The organism is Solibacillus merdavium, assembly GCF_014836935.1.
GTDB classification, from domain to species: domain Bacteria; phylum Bacillota; class Bacilli; order Bacillales_A; family Planococcaceae; genus Solibacillus; species Solibacillus ferritrahens.
The window spans coordinates 127,367-146,599 of the sequence record NZ_JACSPW010000009.1 but is presented as its reverse complement, the minus strand read 5'-3'; the positions used below and the strand labels follow the sequence as shown (position 1 = coordinate 146,599).

Genomic DNA, 19,233 nt, shown 5'->3' with positions numbered 1-19,233 from the left:
TGATGTGAGCGTCTTTATTCAGAAAGGCGCTCATTCTTTTGAATATGGAGGAGTGCATTTTATGAACGAAAAGCAGTTTATTGAAGCATTGAAGGAAAAGGGTATTGAGCTTTCAGAGCAGCAAATTGCACAGTTTAATAAATATTTTGAGCTATTAGTTGAGTGGAATGAAAAAATGAACTTAACTGCCATTACAGATTTAGAAGGCGTATATTTAAAGCATTTTTATGATTCCATTAGTGCCTCATTTTATTTTGATTTCACGAAAGTCACATCGGTATGTGATGTAGGGGCAGGAGCTGGATTCCCAAGTATTCCAATTAAAATCTGTTTCCCGCATTTAAAAATTACGATTGTGGATTCATTAAACAAACGAATTACATTTTTAAATCATTTAACAAATGAGTTAAATCTGGAAGGTATGACATTTGTACATGCCCGTGCAGAAGAGTTTGGACAAAATACTGCATATCGTGAAAAATTCGATGTTGTTACTGCTCGCGCGGTTGCACGTCTTTCTGTTTTATCTGAATTATGTCTGCCAATGGCAAAAGAGGGCGGATATTTTGTGGCATTAAAAGCCGCTGCAGGTGCAGAAGAATTAAAAGATGCGACGAAGGCTATTTCTACTTTAGGGGGCAAACTAAAAGAAGAATTTGCGTTCCACCTACCTGTTGAAGAAAGTGAACGCTCGCTCTATGTATTTGATAAAATAAAGTCAACACCAAAAAAATATCCCCGTAAACCAGGTGTACCAAATAAGACACCAATTATATAAAATTTAAATAAAAATAAAATAAAAATATAAAATATGAAATGTTTTCACCTTTTGAAGCATACATATTTATATTTATGTTGTTTTTAAAAAAATTACTGTTCATTGAATACTGTACATTTTCGTATGAATCAGAAATAATATGGTATAAGAGATAGATAGTTTCCTAAAGGTGGTGCCACACGGATGAAAAGTACTTTTTCACGTTTTTTCGGAGGCGGGAGCAAAGAGCCAGAAGTAAAAAGTGAAGTAGAAGTCACAGAGAATATCTCGTTGGCTTCAGAAGAAGTAATAGAGAATATCTCGATGGCTTCAGAAGAAGTAGTTAAAATTCCAATAGACAAAATCATTCCGAACCGTTATCAGCCACGTACAGTTTTTGATGATGAGAAGATTGAAGAATTAGCAAGAACAATTCATACACATGGTGTTATCCAACCGATTGTTATCCGTCCAATGAGCGGTGATTCAGATAAATACGAAATCATTGCAGGGGAACGTCGTTATCGAGCTATGAAATCACTACAATGGACTGAAGTTCCTGCTATTGTTCGCCAATTAAATGATCGTGAAACGGCTTCCATTGCACTTATAGAAAACTTACAACGTGAAGAATTATCAGCAATTGAGGAAGCGCTTGCTTACCAACAATTATTAGGCTTGCATTCGCTCACACAAGAAGCACTCGCACAACGTCTTGGGAAAGGCCAATCTACGGTAGCTAATAAATTACGTTTACTAAAATTACCTCAGTTTGTCCAAGATGCTATTTTAAATCGTGAAATTTCAGAGCGTCATGCGCGTGCTTTAATTGCTATAAAAGATGAGCAGTTGCAAATGCAGCTTATTGCTGCTACTAAAGAATATGATTGGAATGTAAGACAACTAGAAGAGCAGATTAAAAAACTTCTTCATCCAGAAGAACCAGAAGTGAAAAAGCGCAAACCTACTCGTAAAGCGATTAGTAAAGATGTGCGTATTGCCCTGAATACAATTAAGCAATCGTTAACAATGGTGACGAAAAGTGGAATCGATGTGAAAACGGAGGAAGAGGATACAGATGATTACTATCAAATCACTGTTAAAATTCCGAAGAGAAAATAAATTATTTAGCTGCCCGAAAGATTATACCTTTCCAGGCAGTTTTTTTTAGTGAATAGAAAGTATCAAATTTTAAAAATAAATTTATTTTCATAGCATCGCTTTGTCACTATTTTTGTTAATATAAAAGTAGATGTGTCATAATAGAGAAATATTCTAAGTTTTTTAAACTTTGAAAAAATACCTAAATTGAAGTGATGAAAGCAGGTGCGGATATTGGGACGTATAATTGCGATTGCCAATCAAAAAGGTGGCGTTGGAAAAACGACATCCTCTGTAAACTTAAGTGCATGTTTAGCTTTTTTAGGAAAGAAAGTATTATTAATCGATATCGACCCACAGGGAAACGCTTCAAGCGGACTAGGTGTACGAAAAGGAGACTTAGAAAGCTGTATTTATGATGTATTAATTAATGATGAAGATATAAAAGAAGTTATACAACAGACAGATGTAGAAAATTTATATATTGTCCCCGCTACTATTTCATTAGCAGGGGCGGAAATTGAGCTTGTCTCGACCATTTCACGTGAAGTAAGACTAAAAAAGGCGGTTCAGGAAATTAAAAATAATTTTGATTTTATTATTATTGACTGTCCACCGTCTCTTGGCTTATTAACTATTAATGCGTTAACCGCTTCTGATGCACTGATTATTCCTGTTCAATGTGAATACTATGCATTAGAAGGGTTAAGTCAACTGCTTTCTACTGTTCGTCTTGTTCAAAAGCATTTAAACAAGGAATTAATGATAGACGGTGTGCTATTAACGATGTTGGATGCCCGTACAAATTTAGGTCTTCAAGTAATAGATGAAGTAAAACGCTACTTCCAAGATAGGGTTTATCGTTCTGTTATTCCGCGCAACGTGCGGTTAAGTGAAGCACCTAGTCATGGAAAGCCCGTAATTTTATATGATTCTAAATCACGCGGGGCAGAAGTATATTTAGAGTTGGCAAGGGAAGTGATTAAAAATGGTTAGAGGGTTAGGTAAAGGAATTGACGCGCTTTTTAGAGAAGAAGCCGTACATAAGGAAGACCAAGTACAGCAAATTGCCGTTACAAAAATATTGGCGAATCCATTTCAGCCACGTAAAATTTTTGATGAAACAGCTATTGAGGAACTGGCCAGTTCCATTACTGAACATGGTATTATTCAGCCTATTGTTGTTAGAAAAGCTGGTAAAAAATTTGAAATTGTTGCAGGGGAACGAAGATACCGTGCTGCAAAGCTTGCTGGGTTAGCAGAAGTACCAGTCATTATAAAAGATTTTACTGAGCAGCAAATGATGGAAGTAGCTATTTTGGAGAACTTGCAACGGGAAGATTTAACTCCAATTGAAGAAGCAGAAGCATACAATAGTTTAATTGGAAAACTCAATTTCACACAGGAAGATTTAGCGAAGCGATTAGGGAAAAGTCGCCCACATATTGCGAACTTAATTCGTTTATTACAATTACCCGATGAAATTCGTGAACTTGTCAATGAAGGAAAGTTGACGATGGGACATGGCCGAGCATTGCTTGGTTTAAAAAACAAACGGCGCATTCCAGAAGTGGCTAACAAAGTAATTAAGGATCATTTAAATGTTCGTCAATTGGAAAAGTATATTCAAGATATAAATGAAACCGTTTCACGTGAAACAAAGACTCCAAATAAGGATATTCATACGGAAGCAACAGAATCCCAATTACGTGAATATTTTGGAACGCAAGTGCAAATAAGAAAAGCAAAAAATAAAGGGAAAATTGAAATAGAATTTTATTCAGAGGACGATTTACACCGCATTTTAGAAATATTAAATATAGAAGAACAGTAAAAAATGTGCTGAGCATTACGTTTCAGCGCATTTTTTACTGTGAATGTAAAGATGATTATCTTAGTATAGGCTAAAAAAGAATAAACAGATAGCAACTAGAAAGAGGAAAGATCATGGTATTATTAGGCTCTTTATTAAACTCACTATTTATTGTAATTGGGACATTAGTGGGCCGATTATTTAGAAATATTCCGGAATCAATGCAACAAACTGTTATGTCAATTATCGGTTTAGTTGTTGCTCTCTTAGGAATTCAAATGGGATTAGAGGGTGATAACTTCATTCTATTAGTAATTAGTTTAATAGTGGGAGCTGTTATCGGAGAATGGCTCAACCTAGAGGGAAAGTTCAACCGCTTTGGTGTATGGATTGAATCCCTTTTCGGAAAACGTGCACAAAAAGGAACGATTGCAGAGGGGTTTATTACTGCATCGCTCATTTTTGTTATAGGTTCCATGGGAATTATCGGTGCCCTTGATAGTGGTTTACGTAATGATCATAATGTATTAATTACGAAAGGAATAATTGATGGTTTTATGTCGATCATTTTAGCCTCTACGTTAGGCATTGGCGTAATATTGTCAGCAATATCTGTATTAATATATCAGGGAAGTATTGCATTGTTTGCAGGTGTCATTAGTACATATATTCCAACAGAAGCGCTTAATCTATTTATTAAAGAGATGACAGCTACAGGTGGTGTTATGATTATAGCAATAGGCTTAAATATTGCTGGTTTAACGAAAATTCGTATAGCCAATTTGCTGCCAGCGATTTTGCTGGTCGGAATACTCGTAACGATTATTTTTCTGTTTCAGTAAATGACGCTGCCATGCTAAAACGAGTGCACGTACAATTTTATCACTCATAGAATAGGTAACATGAAGCCTTGTATTTTGAAGTACTTTTGCTTCCATAAAACCTCCTACATTAACAATTCCCTTAATAGAAACATTCCCAATCGGAGGCAATTCCTTTTTTACAGCTTTTCCAGGAAAAAGAGGACCATGCTGTATTAAAATTGAACCAATTGCATTAGACTCTCCTAAACAAGCGTCAATGGCGATGATGAATGCATTTTCATTCTCTTTTATGAGCTGTTCGTAACGGTCAACGATATTTAATGCATGAAGTGGCGCTTCTAAAGTTCCAACAACCGGGAATGGGAATGAAAAGGTTTGATGCAACTGGCTACCGATAATTGGACCTAACGCATCCCCAGTAGAGCGGTCGGTACCGATACAGCAGAAAATAAGTTTTTCATGTTCAAAAGGAACCATTTTTAAAAAGATTTCACTTAGCTCCCAAACAGCGCTTGTCTGTTCATAATGGACGCTATAATTTTGCGGACAGGCTTGTGTCACATGTAGTCACTCCTTCAAATTTAAGTAGATTAGATTACTCGAGAAATAGCGTGAAATACGATATATTTATGCAGTATATTCATTTTTAAAGTTTGTTATACAAGAGGTGGTAAATTTGGAAGAAGATTTGAAATTAGATTTAGAGGAATTTGCTGAAACGGATATTAAAGGGCTCGCACACTATACGACAAAACTTTGGGAATACTTCACAAGTGCGGAATTTTTGGAAAAGATTATTGTAGCCAGCGCGAAGATTCTAGCGATTATCGTTATTTCGTATCTTGTTGTTTTTATCGGCAAGAAGGTCATTCACCGAGTGTTTATGCTGCGTGTAAGAAATAATGAGCGTCGACAGCTTACGATTGTAAAGCTGCTGCAAAGCGTATTGAGCTATTTAGTGTACTTCTCCGCCATTATGGGGATTTTATCCGCTATGAATATACAAATTGCCGGGTTACTGGCAGGGGCAGGTATTGCTTCTGTGGCAATTGCTTTTGGAGCTCAAAACCTAGTGAAGGATGTTATTACAGGGTTCTTCATTATTTTAGAGGATCAATTTGGTGTAGGGGATTTTGTGAAAATTAATACGGCAGAAGGTACCGTTATGGAAATTGGTCTTCGTACAACGAAAGTAAAGGGCGTAACAGGGGAACAATTCATTATTCCAAATGGAAGCATTGTAGACGTTGTTAACTATTCCATCAACAACTCAAAAGCTACGATTAGTATGCAAATTCCGCTTGAGACAAATATTGAAAAAGTTCAAATGATTATTCAAAACTATTTGGATACGTTACCTGAAAAACACGAAGAGCTTGTCACAGCCCCTGTCTTTTTAGGTATAACAAATACGACAAGTACAGAAGCCACAATTGGTATTACACTCGAAACGTTGCCATTACAGCAGTATTCAATTTCTCGTATTATTCGAAAAGATGTAATGGATATCTTAACACGTAACGGTATCCCTCTTGCGGTACCGAAAATGATGTTTTATGAGCGAAATCAAGGAGGAGAATAAAAGGTGGAAGCAAAGCAATACGGTCTTAATGACGTGGTAGAAATGAAGAAACAACATCCTTGTGGTACAAACGAATGGAAGGTCATTCGTTTAGGTGCTGATATTCGCATAAAATGTGAGGGCTGCGGACATAGTGTTATGATTCCACGTCGAGAATTCCAGAAAAAAATGAAGAAAGTTTTACGTTCAGCAGAAGAAGTATAAAAGCAAAATAGACTTTTAAGTGTGTAATCAATATAATAGACAAGGTTATAGAAATTTAATGGACAGAAAAATCCATATAATTTATGATTTCAAATAAAAATGAAGTGAATATAGAAAGGTTGTGTCAAAATGGCATTAACAGCTGGTATCGTAGGTTTACCGAACGTAGGGAAATCGACTTTATTCAATGCAATTACAAAAGCAGGTGCTCTTGCGGCTAACTACCCGTTCGCAACAATTGAACCAAACGTAGGTAGCGTAACTGTTCCGGATGAGCGTTTAGACAAATTAACAGAATTAGTTGTACCGAAAAAAACAGTTCCAACTACATTTGAATTTACCGATATCGCGGGTATCGTAAAGGGCGCTTCTACTGGTGAAGGTCTAGGAAATAAATTTTTGGCTCATATTCGTGAAGTAGACGCAATTTGCCAAGTTGTTCGTTGCTTTGAAGACGAAAATATTACACATGTTTCCGGTACAGTAAATCCAATTGATGATATTGAAGTTATTAACTTAGAATTAATCTTAGCGGACATGGAATCAGTGGACAAGCGTATTGCTCGAGTTGCAAAAATGGCAAAACAAAAAGATAAAGAAGCAATGGTGGAAGAACCAATTCTTCAAAAAATTAAAGAAGTATTAGAAGCTGAAAAACCAGCTCGCGCGGTAGACCTTTCGGATGATGAGAAAAAGATCATCAAAGGATTACACCTTTTAACGATTAAACCAATGCTTTACGTTGCAAATGTTTCAGAGGATGAGGTAGCTGATCCATCTGAAAATAAATATGTGAAAATGGTACAGGAATACGCAGCAACTGAAGGTGCTCAAGTAATTACAATCTGTGCGAAAATTGAAGAAGAAATTTCTGAGTTGGAAGATGAAGAGAAAAAAGAATTTTTGGCAGAATTAGGAATTGCTGAATCAGGATTAGACCAATTAATTAAAGCTTCATATAGCTTATTAGGTTTAGCAACTTATTTCACTGCGGGTGTGCAAGAAGTTCGTGCATGGACATTCCGTAAAGGGATGAAAGCTCCACAATGTGCGGGTATTATTCACTCTGACTTTGAGCGTGGCTTTATCCGTGCTGAAACTGTAGCATATACGGATTTAGTAGAATTCGGTTCGAAGCCTGCTGCTAAAGAAGCAGGACGCGTACGTGCAGAAGGTAAAGAATACGTTGTACAAGATGGCGACGTAATGGAATTCTTATTTAACGTATAAAATATAAGCGAAGGGATTGACCGGGAATTGATTTACCAGGCAATTCCTTCGCTTTCTTTTTAATTATAAATCTTGGAGAGTGCATCACTGGACATACGGCTTATTACAAATACAACTTAGAGATAAACATATAATTTTGGCTCTTTCGAATCGTCCCTTACAGTTGCTTCGTTAGGGTATTTGCGCAATTCCTTATACATATAAAAATCACCCATTGCCCCTGCTATTAATAACGCTCCGATAATTACTATCAAAAAGTTATCAAGCATTAAACCAATAACTGTGGGCACAATACCTGTAGTCCAAAATGGGAGTAATAAAGCTTTTTTCATTGCAGCATTTGTTAGCGGTTTTTTTGTAGTGGCATAGGCGACACCAAGTTGTAAATTGATACCGTAATCAAGTTCTTTATAAGGAACACCACCAAATAGCATAAAGCCAATTAAGTGAAATGCTTCATGAAGGATAATGAGTAATATATATGCTGCAAAAAAATAGAAAAAATCTAGCAAGGTAAATTCACCAGTAAAACGTTGATGTATAATGGCATTTAAACCCACTAGTAAAACAACTAAAACGACAGTCAATATCATATTATCGCGTGCTATCTTTTTCATATTCAATTCAATTACTACTGGCTGTTTATCACACATAAAATCCCTCCCTTACTAATGAGTATAACAAAAATTGAATAAACATTAGAGTTATATTAGGTTGCGTCTAATAGGGAACTATGTTACAATTCATTGATGTGAGTAATAAGAATTTACTTACTCCTTGCTCCCTATTTAATAGGAGAGCCCAAGTCCATAAGGAGGTGCAAACACAAATGAGAAAGTACGAATTAATGTACATCATCCGCCCAAACATTGAAGATGAAGCGAAGAAAGCTTTAGTAGAGCGTTTCAACGAGATTTTAACTTCAAATGGTGCAGAGATCACAGAAGCAAAAGATTGGGGTAAGCGTCGTTTAGCTTACGAAATCAATGACTTCCGCGAAGGTTTCTACCAAATCGTGAAAGTTAACGCTGGTACTGAGGCTATCAACGAATATACTCGTTTAGCAAACATCAGCGAAGACATCATCCGTCACATCGCAGTACGCGAAGAAGAAAAATAATTTTTAACTTAAATGCTGAAAAAAGGAGGGTGCATTGATGATTAACCGTGTAGTTTTAGTCGGAAGACTTACGAAGGATCCAGAGCTTCGTTATACGCCGAGTGGAGTTCCAATGGCACGTTTTACGGTTGCCGTAAACCGTACATTTTCGAGCCAGTCAGGTGAACGCGAAGCAGATTTCATAGGCTGTATTGCTTGGAGAAAACAAGCTGAAAACTTAGCAAACTTCATGAGAAAAGGAAGTTTGATTGGTGTAGAAGGTCGTATTCAAACAGGTAGCTTTGAAGGACAAGATGGAAAGCGTGTGTACACAACAGATGTCGTTGCCGATGCAGTGCAGTTCTTAGAACCGCGCGGAGGAGCAAATGCAAATGCATCTCAAGGTTCACAAGGTCAACAATATAGTGGTGGGCAAAATTATGGTGGTCAGCCATCTTATAATCAGCCAAACCAACAATTTGGGGGCTCGCAACAATCACAGGATTCTTACGGTTCTTATCAACAGCCATCTCAAAATCAGCAAAATTATACACGAGTAGATGAAGATCCATTTGCGAATAGCAAAGGACCAATCGAAGTTTCTGAAGACGATTTACCGTTCTAAGAACTTGGCATCTATTATTAAAAATTAAAAGGAGGAACACGATAATGGCACCACGTCGCGGAGGCCGCAAACGCCGTAAAGTTTGCTACTTCACTTCAAATAACATTACGCACATCGACTACAAAGATGTAGATCTTTTAAAGAAATTCATCTCTGAGCGCGGTAAAATTTTACCACGTCGCGTAACTGGTACTTCTGCTAAATACCAACGTAAACTTACAAATGCAATCAAAGTTTCACGTATTATGGCATTACTACCATTCGTTGCTGAAGAAAAATAAGATTTTTTAAAGGTACAACATAGGCTTAATTTGCCTCTGTTGTACTTTTTTTGTTTTCAAGCGCTTAAATAGAGAACGGCATGCTTTGCATTCTTCTGCACGGTATAGGCACACGCTTTTTCCAATAACAAAAGCTGCCACAAAAACTTCTTGTGACAGCCTGCAGGAGGGCAACAACCTATTATGGAATGTTACATGCTTTATTATTTTGTAATTAACTCAAGATTTACCGGAATAACTTCTTCAACTTCTTCACCGTTTAAATAAGCAATTGCTGTTTCCATCGCGATCTTACCAATCTCATCAGGTTTTTGTGCAACCGTTGCAGCTAGGTTCCCTGCTTTTACAGCAGCCACCGCATCGTCAGTTGCATCAAAGCCAACTACTACAATCTTCTTACCCGAAGCCGAAATTGCTTCCTGTGCGCCTAATGCCATTTCGTCATTGTGAGCAAATACGGCTGTGACATCTGCATTTGATTGCAGAATATTCTCCATTACCGTTAATCCTTCTGAACGGTTAAAGTTTGCTGTTTGCTTTGCAACGACATTTAAAATACCTGTGACAGCTTCATTGAAACCTTGTCCACGATCACGCGCAGCAGATGAACCTGCCACACCTTCCAATTCGACGACTTTGGCACCTTCACCAACTAACTCTATAATATATTCTCCTGCTAGCTTTCCGCCAGCTATGTTATCAGAGGCGATATGTGATACGACTTCGCCCCCTTCAGAGGAGCGGTCTACCGTAATGACAGGAATATTTAAAGCATTTGCAGATTCAACAGCAGTGGCAACAGCAACAGAATCTACTGGATTAATAATAATTAAATCAACGTTTTGTTGAATTAAATCTTCAATATCGGAAGCTTGCTTTGACGCATTATCTTGCGCATCTACAACCGTTGTTTTCACACCAAGTTCTTTTGCTTTTGCTTCTGCATGTTCGCTTAACGTCACGAAGAATGGATTATTTAAAGTTGAAATAGATAAACCGATTGTCAATGTATCCTTGTTGCTTTCTGTAGATGTAGCAGATGTTCCGAAAGAAGGTTCCAAAGAAAAGCCAGGTTTTACTGAACAAGCCGATAGCATTACAGTGGCCAAAAGTGCCATTAATAATATTAATTGTTTCTTCACGCTATTGACCTCCTTCTACGCTGTTTTTTTACGGTCAATTAGCACCGCTATTAAAATAACAATCCCTTTTACAACTTGCTGGAAGAATGAAGAAACGCCGATTAAGTTTAAACCGTTATTCAACACTCCAATAATTAAGGCACCTACTAATGTACCGAAAATCCAACCTTTACCGCCTGTTAAACTTGTTCCTCCTAAAACAACTGCTGCGATTGCATCCAATTCATAAGATGTCCCAGCTGTTGGCTGTGCAGAGTTTAGACGAGATGTTAATATCAGTGCTGATAAAGCAGCTAACATACCAGTTAACGAGTATACTGCAATTTTTACACGATCCACATTGATTCCTGACAATTTAGAAGCCGCTTCATTGCCGCCTACTGCATAAACACGGCGACCGAATGTTGTTTTATGCATAATTACATATAACACAATGAAAGCTAGAATCATTGTACATACTGGAACCGGAATACCGAAGAAATATCCTTTACCTAACATTTGGAATGTAATTTCATTTCCTAAGTCTGAAACAGGACGACCATCCGTATACACTAGCGTTAATCCACGATAAATCGTCATTGTTGCCAATGTTGCGATGAATGGTGCGACTTTTCCTTTTGCAATAATGATACCATTTACAGCACCAAGAATAGCCCCTAACAATAAGGCAGCGAGAATCGTTAACACAGGATCTATTCCTGAAGCGAGCATTGTGGCAGCTACTGCACCTGTAAGGGCTAATGTCGAGCCGACCGATAAATCGATGCCGCCAGTTAAAATAACAAAAGTCATACCAAATGCAATAAGCGCGCTAATCGATACTTGACGTAAAATATTTAAAATATTATCTGTTGTCATAAAGCTTGGATTTAAAATCGTAATGACAATTACAATTAAAAATAATCCTAAAAGAGGACCTAGCTTTCCTAACATTTCTTTTGAGCTAGTTTTTAACAACTTCTTCTCCTCCTGTTGCGTAATTCATAATTGTTTCTTGTGTTAAATCAACGTTATCTAAAATAGCTGTTTGACGACCTTCATGCATGACTATTACACGATCCGCCATTCCTAAAACTTCCGGAAGCTCTGATGAAATCATTAAAATGGCTACACCTTCCTCAGCCAATTTATTCATAATAGAATATATTTCCTTTTTAGCGCCGATATCAACACCGCGAGTAGGTTCATCTAAGATTAAAATATCCGGTTTTGTACTTAACCACTTCGCGATGACAACTTTTTGCTGATTTCCACCACTCAATGAGCCGACAGACTGTGTCGCGTCACTGCAGCGAATATTCAGCTGTTCAATATATTTTGTAGCCTGTAATTGCTCTTGTTGTGCTTGAATAAAGCTACCCTTTGCAATTGATTTCAAATTTGTTAAAAACATATTTTCTTTAATTGAAAAATCTAATACGAGCCCCTCTGTTTTACGGTCTTCCGTTACAAATCCGATTCCGTATTTCATTGCTTGAATTGGGCTTTTGATCGTCACCTTTTCCCCGTGGATGAAAATATCACCTTTGGACTTTTTAAGGTTACCGAAAATTGCTTGTGCCACTTCTGTACGGCCTGCTCCCATTAAACCTGCAAATGCTAAGATTTCCCCTTTACGAATCTGGAAATTAATATCTTTGCATACCGCAGGACATGTTAGCCCTTTTACTTCTAAAGCAACCTCACCGATTTTTGCATCACGACTTGGGTAACGTTCACCTAGCTCGCGACCGACCATCATTTTTACAATTTCATCAAAGGATGTTTTTGAAATTTCACGGACACCAACATATTCACCGTCACGCAAAATCGTAATACGATCACAAATTGCAAAAATTTCTTCCATACGATGAGAAATATAAACAAAGGAAAGCCCTTTCGCTTTTAGTTCACGAATCGTATCAAAAAGTGTTTCAATTTCACGGTCTGTTAAAGCAGCTGTCGGTTCATCCATTACGATATATTTCGCTTCTGAATTAATAGCCTTGGCAATTTCAATTAATTGTTGTTTTCCGACTGATAAGGAACCAGCAGGCTGACGCACATCAATATGTAAGCCGAGCTTTGCTAACAGTGTCTGTGCTTCTTTATTCATTTCACGAGTACGTAGGAATCCTGTACGACCTATTGTTTTCTCTTTTCCTAGAAATAAGTTTTCCGCAACAGATAGATGGGGTAGAATATTTAATTCTTGGTGAATCACGTGAATACCTAAGCTTTCCGCATCCTTTGCAGAAGTAAAGGTATAGGACTGCCCGTCTACTAACACATCACCCTCATCACGTGAGTAGATGCCAGCCAAAATCTTCATCATTGTAGATTTACCGGCACCATTTTCACCCATTAACGCGTGAATCTCACCATCTAAAAGCGTGAATTCAACATTGTTTAATACGACGTTCCTGTTGAAAGCTTTTTTTATGCCCTTCATTTCAATCATATTCCGTCACCTACCTTAGAAAATTACGCCACTTTGTAGCATGATGTTAGCGTATGGCGTCATTTCACCTGTACGAATAATGACCTTTGCTTCGCTCGACATCTGTTTGAATTGTTCATGTGATAAATATGTAACCGGTTCCACATTTTTCAAAATAAATGAATGAATTGTTTCGTTTGCAGCTTTTATTTCTTCAGCTAAGTAACTATGTTCTACCTCTAAATCCTCTAAAACAGCTTCTAAAACAGCCGTAAATTCGGGTTCCCCTAGTTTGTAAGCTAAATCTATACATGTGACACCTTCTGGAATTGGTAAGCCGCAATCTGCAATGACAATTTTATCTGTATGACCTAAGCGTGCAAATATACCTGCTAATTCACGATTTAAAATGCCTTGTTTTTTCATTTTTTGCCTTCCTTTCGAGCAATCACTTCCTCTAATTTTGGCATACCACCTTGAGCGCCAAATTTTTCAACGGATAATGAGGCTGCAATATTTGCGAAAGATACTGCTTCTTCAATCGATTGCCCATTTGTAACAGCATGCGCGAATGCACCGTTAAATGTATCACCAGCACCTGTTGTATCAACAGCTGTCGTTTTATATCCTTTTACATGTACATGTCTTTCTCCATCAAAGTAGCGCGCACCATTATCGCCTAATGTCACAATTAATTGATTCGGGTATTTCTCTAGTGCTGCTTCTATATCGTTTCCAAATAATAGTTCACACTCGGTTTCATTCGGTGTTAAGTAATCTATATACGGCATCCATTTAATATTGAAGTTTGCTGCTGGAGCAGGGTTAAATAATACTGGCACTTGAAGTTCTTTACATAATTTCAAGCTGTATTCAATCGTTTCCACTGGAATTTCAAGCTGCATTACAACTAACTGACTGTTTTCAATAATAGTTTTTGCAGAAGCAATCACTTCTGGAGTTACTTTAGAATTGGCACCTGGTACAACGATAATACGATTGTCTGATTCATGAAGCAAAATATTCGCGATGCCTGTTGCTCCATTCGTATTCATAACTAAGCTAGTGTTTATATTTTCTTCATTTAGATTCGCACGAAGTTCTGTACCGAAACTATCTGAGCCAACAGCACCTAACATTTTAACTTGACTGCCTAAGCGCGCAGCAGCTACTGCCTGGTTTGCTCCTTTACCGCCTGGAACCGTTGTAAATAGGTTACCTAAAACGGTCTCTCCTTGTTTTGGAAATACATCCATTTGAACAACTAAGTCCATATTGATACTTCCTATTACCGTAATCATTTTGCAGCTTCCTTTCTCGTCGTACCACGTACAATTAATTGTGCATCTAAATTTAATACTGTTTGTTTTATTTCTTTGCCTTCAATTTGCTCAATTAACATGGTTGCAGCAGCAGCACCCATTTTATATAAGTCTTGACCGACCGTTGTTAATGCCGGTGATACCATTTCACCGAGCGCAATTCCATCAAAGCCTACGATTTGTAGTTCTTCCGGTACGCGCTTTTCAAGTTTGTGTGCAATATGAAGAGCAGCAATGGCTAATGTATCGCTGCTTGCAAAAATACCGTCAACTTGAGGGTGTAACATTAAGGTCTGTTCAATCACCTTAGCAGCATCTTTGAAATCAAATGATGTTGTTACAACAATTGGATCTAGCCCTTGTTCATCAGTGGCTTCAAGAAATCCTGTAAGGCGATCATCTGCGGTTTTTAAACCTTGTGGCCCACGTATACATAATAAATTTTCCGCGCCATTTGTGAGCAAATACTTGGTCCCAAGCTTGGCTCCTTTTCGGTTATCAGTCGCCACAGTTGGTATTGCCACATCAATTATTCGATCAAGTGCAACGATTGGAGTATTGATGGACATATAAACAGAGGGGTCCATTAAGCTTGTAGTCACAATTAAACCTGCTACATATGTTTGTGATAAGCGTTCTATATATAACAATTCTTTTTCCGTTTGTTCGTCTGAATTACAAAGAACAACCGTATAACCATAAGACCAGGCCATGTCTTCAACTGCACGAGCCAACTCTGGAAAATATGGATTTTTTATATCAGGGACAATCAGACCAATTATATTAGATTGTTTCTTACTTAATGAACGTGCAATACTGCTTGGCTTATAATCCAGTTCCCGAATTGCCTGTTCAATACGTTCTGATGATTTTTTACTTACATAACCATTTTTGTTTAGGTAGCGCGATACTGTCGCCACAGAAAGATTCGCATTCTTTGCCACATCTTTAATGTTAACCATCAATATGCCCTCCTAAATCGAAATATGTTATCGGTTACATAATATATGCTATACAATAAAAATTGTCAACGAAATAAAGGACATAAAAGACAGGAAAATAGCATTTTATACTTAGAATCTAGTTATTCAAACGAAAAATACTCCATATTAAGTTATACTAAAAAAATTAAAATGACATACTATTATTTTGATTTGCATTTCGCTACTTGGTTAATCAGGCAAAATTTCAATTAGTACCTTTGAATTGTGGGGTATTTCAGCCCACCGATTACACGGAGGCGAAGCTAAATGCAATAATATATAGGTTAATTCGTACCTCTTATCGTAACCGTTAGTTTGTTTGGTCATCCAAAAATGGTACAATGGGAAGGTGAGAAAAGTTGAAAGTAGACAAGTCGAAACATCGGCAAAAGATGGTAGCAATGGTCTGTAAACTACATGCACCATAGTGTCTTTCCAACAACAGATAAGGAAGGTTCTCCATGCAAAATAATCAAACAAGAAAGTTAGCACATGGTGCTATGATGATAGCTATTTTTACAGTACTGATGGCTATCGTATTTTATATTCCCATGGCGAATATTATTGCAGCGATCATAGCGCCTTTACCGATGATTTGGTATAGTGCGAATTACGATCGAAGGTCATCATTTTTAATTGCAATTATTGCTGTAATCGTCACATTTTTTATCGGCGGTTTACTGCTAATACCCGCTTCACTAATTTTTGCAGCGGCAGGTGTGGCAATCGGGGATGCCATTTACAATAAAAAAAGCAAAGTATTTATGTTTATATCTACAAGCATTGTCTTACTCGTCACATTTGCTATTCAATATGTCATATCATTGCGTTTGTTTGAAGTGGATTTTATTCGCGATTCGATGGAACTTATGAAGACAAGCTATATTGAATCAATAAAAATGACGGAAAAGCTGACAGGACAAGCAACACCAAAAGAAGTAATGGATAATATGAACAATATGCTGAATACGTTGGAAATGACTTTACCTGCTTCCATTACGTTGGCAATGCTGTTTGTATCATTCATTATCATTACTGTTAACTTACCGATTTTAAAGCGATTGAAAGTAGATGTACCGAAGTTTGCGAAGTTTAGTGAGTTACGCTTACCAAGATCGGTCCTATGGTATTATCTGATTGCATTATCCATTAATTTATTTGTTCAGCCTGAACCAAATTCTTCATTGGCGATTATCATGTTAAATGTTTCAATGATTTTATGGATATTGCTTACGTTACAAGGGATCTCTTTTATCCATTTTGCTATAGATGCATTTGGTTATCCTAAGTTTATAAAAGTACTAAGTACTATTGTGGCTATACCGCTTTATTCTTTTGTTATATTAATTGGTATTATTGATTTAGGCTTTAATGCAAGAGATTACATTCGAGAAAAAAGTCAAAAGTGAGGAGCTGATTGAAATGGGCAATTTTCGTAAAAGACCAATTCGATATCCACTAGCAGTATTATTTTTACTAGGTGTAGTGGCAGCTATCCTTATGATGATATGGAATGTATGGATTGGGGTCGCATTTATAATAGTATATTTAGGAGTTGTTTACTATACGTTAAAGATTGAATTATTGACGTACAAAGATACAGAACAACATATAGAAGCACTTTCCTATCGGTTGGATGATGTGGGAAAAGAGGCATTTCTGGAAATGCCATTCGGAATTCTATTATTGAATGATGACTTTAAGGTGGCATGGGCAAATCCATTTATGCTGCGGGTATTGCAGCAGGAAACATTAGTCGGAGTAGAGTTGGATACGATTTCAGAAGAGTTACCTATACTTATAAATGAAGAACAGAAGAATGAAACGGTTGTTGCAATACATGACCGAAAATATCATATTTATTATAAAGAAGAGGAAAAGTTATTTTACTTCTTCGATGTTACAAAGCAAGTTCAAATAGAAAAACAGTATTTGGCAGATCGTACAGTGTTGGCTATACTATTTATCGATAATTACGATGAGCTTACATCAGGTATGGATGACCAAGCGAGAAGCGTAACGAATACAATGATGACTTCTATTGTAAATGAATGGGCCGCGCATTACGGTATTTTTGTAAAAAGAATAGCATCCGATCGTTTTATGGCCGTATTAAATGAATCGATATTAGCTGAGCTTGAGCAAAAGCGTTTTTCAATATTAGATGTAATACGAGAGCGAACGATGATGCAGAAAAACCTATCATTAACTTTAAGTATCGGAATTGGAGCAGGCTCTCAATCATTAGTGGAGCTTGGTCAATTAGCACAATCAGGTCTTGATTTAGTGCTAGGGCGTGGCGGTGACCAAGTTGCAATCAAACAATCAAATGGTAAAATTCGCTTTTATGGGGGAAAAACAAACCCTGTAGAAAAGCGAACGAGAGTACGTGCCCGTGTAATCTCGCATGCACTTAGTGATTTAATACAAGATAGTGATCAAGTATTTGTAATGGGGCATAAAAATCCAGACATGGACTCAATAGGGGCTAGTGTCGGTGTACGTAAAATGGTCGCAATGAATGGGGTCGAAGGATTTGTAATAGTAAACTTTGATGAAGTGCGTGGCAGTGTAGGCCGGTTGATGACCGAATTGGAGCAGAAAACGGATTTTTACAATAGTTTTATTACACCAGATGAGGCTTTATCGAAAATAACACCAAAGTCTCTTGTAGTCATTGTAGATACACATAAGCCTAGTATGGTAATTGATAGTCGATTATTAAGTAGAACGGATAAAGTTGTTGTTATTGACCATCATCGTCGTGGTGAGGAATTTATTAATAATCCAACTTTGGTGTATATGGAGCCATATGCTTCCTCTACTGCAGAACTCATTACAGAGCTATTGGAATATCAACCACAAAATGAAAAATTACTTCCGCTTGAAGCAACAGCATTGTTGTCTGGTATTATAGTGGATACAAAGAGCTTTACACTTAGAACAGGTGCACGTACATTTGAAGCAGCTTCATATTTGCGTACATTTGGAGCAGATACGATTTTAATTCAACGATTGCTGAAAGAAGATGTGGGAATATACGTCGAGCGATCAAAAATTATACAGACGGTTCAATTTCCTTATACAGGAATTGCAGTTGCGCAGGGTGAAGATACTAAAGTATATGATTCAGTATTAATCGCACAAACTGCGGATATTTTACTAACGATGAAAGATGTTGGTGCCTCTTTTGTTATTGCACATCGCAATGATGGACTAATTGGCATTAGTGCACGTTCTTTAGGAGAAATCAATGTACAGCTTGTCATGGAAAAGCTTGGCGGTGGCGGGCACTTAACTAATGCTGCAACACAGATGAAAGCAGAATCTATTGAAGAAGTAAAAAATCATTTATATAAAGCTATTAGCGAAATAGTCGAAGGGAGCAAGGAATCATGAAAGTAGTATTTTTAAAAGATGTAAAAGGTAAAGGAAAAAAAGGTGAAATTAAAGAAGTTGCTGAAGGCTATGCACGTAACTTTTTAATTAAAAATGGCTATGCCAAAGAAGCAAATAATCAAGCATTGAGCGAAATTCAAGGTCAAAAGCGTTTAGAAGAAAAAAATGCAGCTGCGGAACTACAAGCAGCGAAAGATTTAAAAGAACAGTTAGAGGCTATTACAGTAGAAGTAAAGGCAAAATCAGGTGAAGGTGGACGTTTATTTGGTTCAGTTTCTACAAAGCAAATAGCAGATGCATTACAAAAAAAGCATGGATTTAAAGTAGATAAGCGTAAAATGGATTGCAATGATGGAATCCGTTCATTAGGCTTTTCAAATGTTCCTGTTAAGTTACATCATGATGTAAAGGCAACGCTAAAAGTACATGTAATTGAAGAATAAGGAGCGACA

General features: G+C 37.1%; 22 protein-coding genes. 14 read left to right on the top strand and 8 right to left on the bottom strand.

The annotated features are described in order from the left end of the window. Positions 1 to 61 precede the first annotated feature (61 nt). From rsmG to H9632_RS11250, 5 genes are all read left to right on the top strand, one after another. Positions 62 to 778: a 16S rRNA (guanine(527)-N(7))-methyltransferase RsmG gene (gene rsmG, locus H9632_RS11270; protein ID WP_191704182.1), complete on the top strand. Its 717-nt coding sequence runs from the start codon at positions 62 to 64 to the stop codon at positions 776 to 778. A 183-nt stretch (positions 779 to 961) separates the two neighbouring features. Continuing rightward, complete coding sequence (gene noc / locus H9632_RS11265; RefSeq protein ID WP_191704181.1) at positions 962 to 1,879, top strand: nucleoid occlusion protein; 918 nt, start codon at positions 962 to 964, stop codon at positions 1,877 to 1,879. Positions 1,880 to 2,092: 213 nt separating this feature from the next. Next, positions 2,093 to 2,854 carry a ParA family protein gene (locus H9632_RS11260; protein WP_191704180.1) on the top strand — a complete coding sequence of 254 codons (762 nt, stop codon included), beginning with the start codon at positions 2,093 to 2,095 and terminating at the stop codon, positions 2,852 to 2,854. Further along, positions 2,847 to 3,692 carry a ParB/RepB/Spo0J family partition protein gene (locus tag H9632_RS11255; protein WP_191704179.1) on the top strand — a complete coding sequence of 282 codons (846 nt, stop codon included), beginning with the start codon at positions 2,847 to 2,849 and terminating at the stop codon, positions 3,690 to 3,692. The genes H9632_RS11260 and H9632_RS11255 overlap by 8 nt, the downstream gene beginning before the upstream one ends. Before the next feature lie 113 nt (positions 3,693 to 3,805). Beyond that, positions 3,806 to 4,513: a DUF554 domain-containing protein gene (locus H9632_RS11250; RefSeq protein ID WP_191704178.1), complete on the top strand. Its 708-nt coding sequence runs from the start codon at positions 3,806 to 3,808 to the stop codon at positions 4,511 to 4,513. Here the strand turns inward: H9632_RS11250 and yyaC are convergent. Next, complete coding sequence (gene yyaC / locus H9632_RS11245) at positions 4,430 to 5,056, bottom strand: spore protease YyaC (RefSeq protein ID WP_191704177.1); 627 nt, start codon at positions 5,054 to 5,056, stop codon at positions 4,430 to 4,432. The genes H9632_RS11250 and yyaC overlap by 84 nt on opposite strands. A gap of 115 nt (positions 5,057 to 5,171) precedes the next feature. Between yyaC and H9632_RS11240 the strand changes: the two genes are divergently transcribed. The 3 genes from H9632_RS11240 (at position 5,172) to ychF (ending at position 7,511) form a co-directional block, all read left to right on the top strand. Beyond that, positions 5,172 to 6,077: a mechanosensitive ion channel family protein gene (locus H9632_RS11240; protein ID WP_191704176.1), complete on the top strand. Its 906-nt coding sequence runs from the start codon at positions 5,172 to 5,174 to the stop codon at positions 6,075 to 6,077. Positions 6,078 to 6,080: 3 nt separating this feature from the next. Continuing rightward, complete coding sequence (locus tag H9632_RS11235) at positions 6,081 to 6,281, top strand: DUF951 domain-containing protein (protein ID WP_191704175.1); 201 nt, start codon at positions 6,081 to 6,083, stop codon at positions 6,279 to 6,281. A gap of 129 nt (positions 6,282 to 6,410) precedes the next feature. Continuing rightward, positions 6,411 to 7,511, top strand: coding sequence for a redox-regulated ATPase YchF (gene ychF, locus H9632_RS11230; RefSeq protein WP_191704174.1), 1,101 nt, complete (start codon positions 6,411 to 6,413; stop codon positions 7,509 to 7,511). Between the two features lie 116 nt (positions 7,512 to 7,627). On the opposite strand, the gene H9632_RS11225 is transcribed toward ychF, so the two are convergent. Beyond that, positions 7,628 to 8,164, bottom strand: a complete 537-nt coding sequence (locus H9632_RS11225; RefSeq protein ID WP_191704173.1) for a DUF3267 domain-containing protein — start codon at positions 8,162 to 8,164, stop codon at positions 7,628 to 7,630. A gap of 176 nt (positions 8,165 to 8,340) precedes the next feature. On the opposite strand from H9632_RS11225, the gene rpsF reads away from it, so the two are divergent. The 3 genes from rpsF to rpsR are packed head-to-tail and all read left to right on the top strand — an operon-like array spanning position 8,341 to position 9,516. After that, positions 8,341 to 8,631, top strand: a complete 291-nt coding sequence (gene rpsF, locus H9632_RS11220) for a 30S ribosomal protein S6 (protein ID WP_191701062.1) — start codon at positions 8,341 to 8,343, stop codon at positions 8,629 to 8,631. Between the two features lie 37 nt (positions 8,632 to 8,668). Further along, entirely contained in the window at positions 8,669 to 9,235 is a 567-nt protein-coding gene (gene ssb / locus H9632_RS11215; protein ID WP_191704172.1) for a single-stranded DNA-binding protein, read from the top strand. Between the two features lie 41 nt (positions 9,236 to 9,276). Further along, the gene (rpsR, locus tag H9632_RS11210) at positions 9,277 to 9,516 is read left to right on the top strand and encodes a 30S ribosomal protein S18 (RefSeq protein WP_191701183.1); all 240 of its coding nucleotides are present in this window, start codon (positions 9,277 to 9,279) and stop codon (positions 9,514 to 9,516) included. A 203-nt stretch (positions 9,517 to 9,719) separates the two neighbouring features. On the opposite strand, the gene rbsB is transcribed toward rpsR, so the two are convergent. The 6 genes from rbsB to H9632_RS11180 are packed head-to-tail and all read right to left on the bottom strand — an operon-like array spanning position 9,720 to position 15,361. Next, positions 9,720 to 10,658 carry a ribose ABC transporter substrate-binding protein RbsB gene (rbsB, locus tag H9632_RS11205; protein WP_191704171.1) on the bottom strand — a complete coding sequence of 313 codons (939 nt, stop codon included), beginning with the start codon at positions 10,656 to 10,658 and terminating at the stop codon, positions 9,720 to 9,722. A 15-nt stretch (positions 10,659 to 10,673) separates the two neighbouring features. Next, the gene (rbsC, locus tag H9632_RS11200; RefSeq protein WP_191704170.1) at positions 10,674 to 11,615 is read right to left on the bottom strand and encodes a ribose ABC transporter permease; all 942 of its coding nucleotides are present in this window, start codon (positions 11,613 to 11,615) and stop codon (positions 10,674 to 10,676) included. After that, a complete protein-coding gene (locus H9632_RS11195; protein ID WP_191704169.1) occupies positions 11,602 to 13,098 on the bottom strand; it encodes a sugar ABC transporter ATP-binding protein in 1,497 nt (498 codons plus the stop codon). The genes rbsC and H9632_RS11195 overlap by 14 nt, the downstream gene beginning before the upstream one ends. 15 nt (positions 13,099 to 13,113) lie before the next feature. After that, positions 13,114 to 13,503, bottom strand: a complete 390-nt coding sequence (rbsD, locus tag H9632_RS11190) for a D-ribose pyranase (RefSeq protein ID WP_191704168.1) — start codon at positions 13,501 to 13,503, stop codon at positions 13,114 to 13,116. Further along, positions 13,500 to 14,378, bottom strand: coding sequence for a ribokinase (gene rbsK, locus H9632_RS11185; protein WP_191704167.1), 879 nt, complete (start codon positions 14,376 to 14,378; stop codon positions 13,500 to 13,502). Before rbsK ends, rbsD begins: the two co-directional genes overlap by 4 nt. Further along, positions 14,375 to 15,361 (bottom strand): LacI family DNA-binding transcriptional regulator, encoded by a 987-nt coding sequence (locus H9632_RS11180; protein WP_191704166.1) that lies wholly within the window; start codon positions 15,359 to 15,361, stop codon positions 14,375 to 14,377. The genes rbsK and H9632_RS11180 overlap by 4 nt, the downstream gene beginning before the upstream one ends. Before the next feature lie 482 nt (positions 15,362 to 15,843). Here H9632_RS11180 and H9632_RS11175 point away from each other — a divergent pair, with 482 nt between their 5' ends. Genes H9632_RS11175 through rplI form a run of 3 tightly spaced genes read left to right on the top strand, consistent with a single transcriptional unit; the run spans position 15,844 to position 19,224 of the window. Further along, positions 15,844 to 16,791, top strand: coding sequence for a YybS family protein (locus H9632_RS11175; protein WP_191704165.1), 948 nt, complete (start codon positions 15,844 to 15,846; stop codon positions 16,789 to 16,791). Positions 16,792 to 16,804: 13 nt separating this feature from the next. Continuing rightward, positions 16,805 to 18,781 (top strand): DHH family phosphoesterase, encoded by a 1,977-nt coding sequence (locus tag H9632_RS11170; RefSeq protein WP_191704164.1) that lies wholly within the window; start codon positions 16,805 to 16,807, stop codon positions 18,779 to 18,781. Then, positions 18,778 to 19,224 carry a 50S ribosomal protein L9 gene (gene rplI / locus H9632_RS11165; protein ID WP_191704163.1) on the top strand — a complete coding sequence of 149 codons (447 nt, stop codon included), beginning with the start codon at positions 18,778 to 18,780 and terminating at the stop codon, positions 19,222 to 19,224. Before H9632_RS11170 ends, rplI begins: the two co-directional genes overlap by 4 nt. Positions 19,225 to 19,233: the final 9 nt, after the last annotated feature.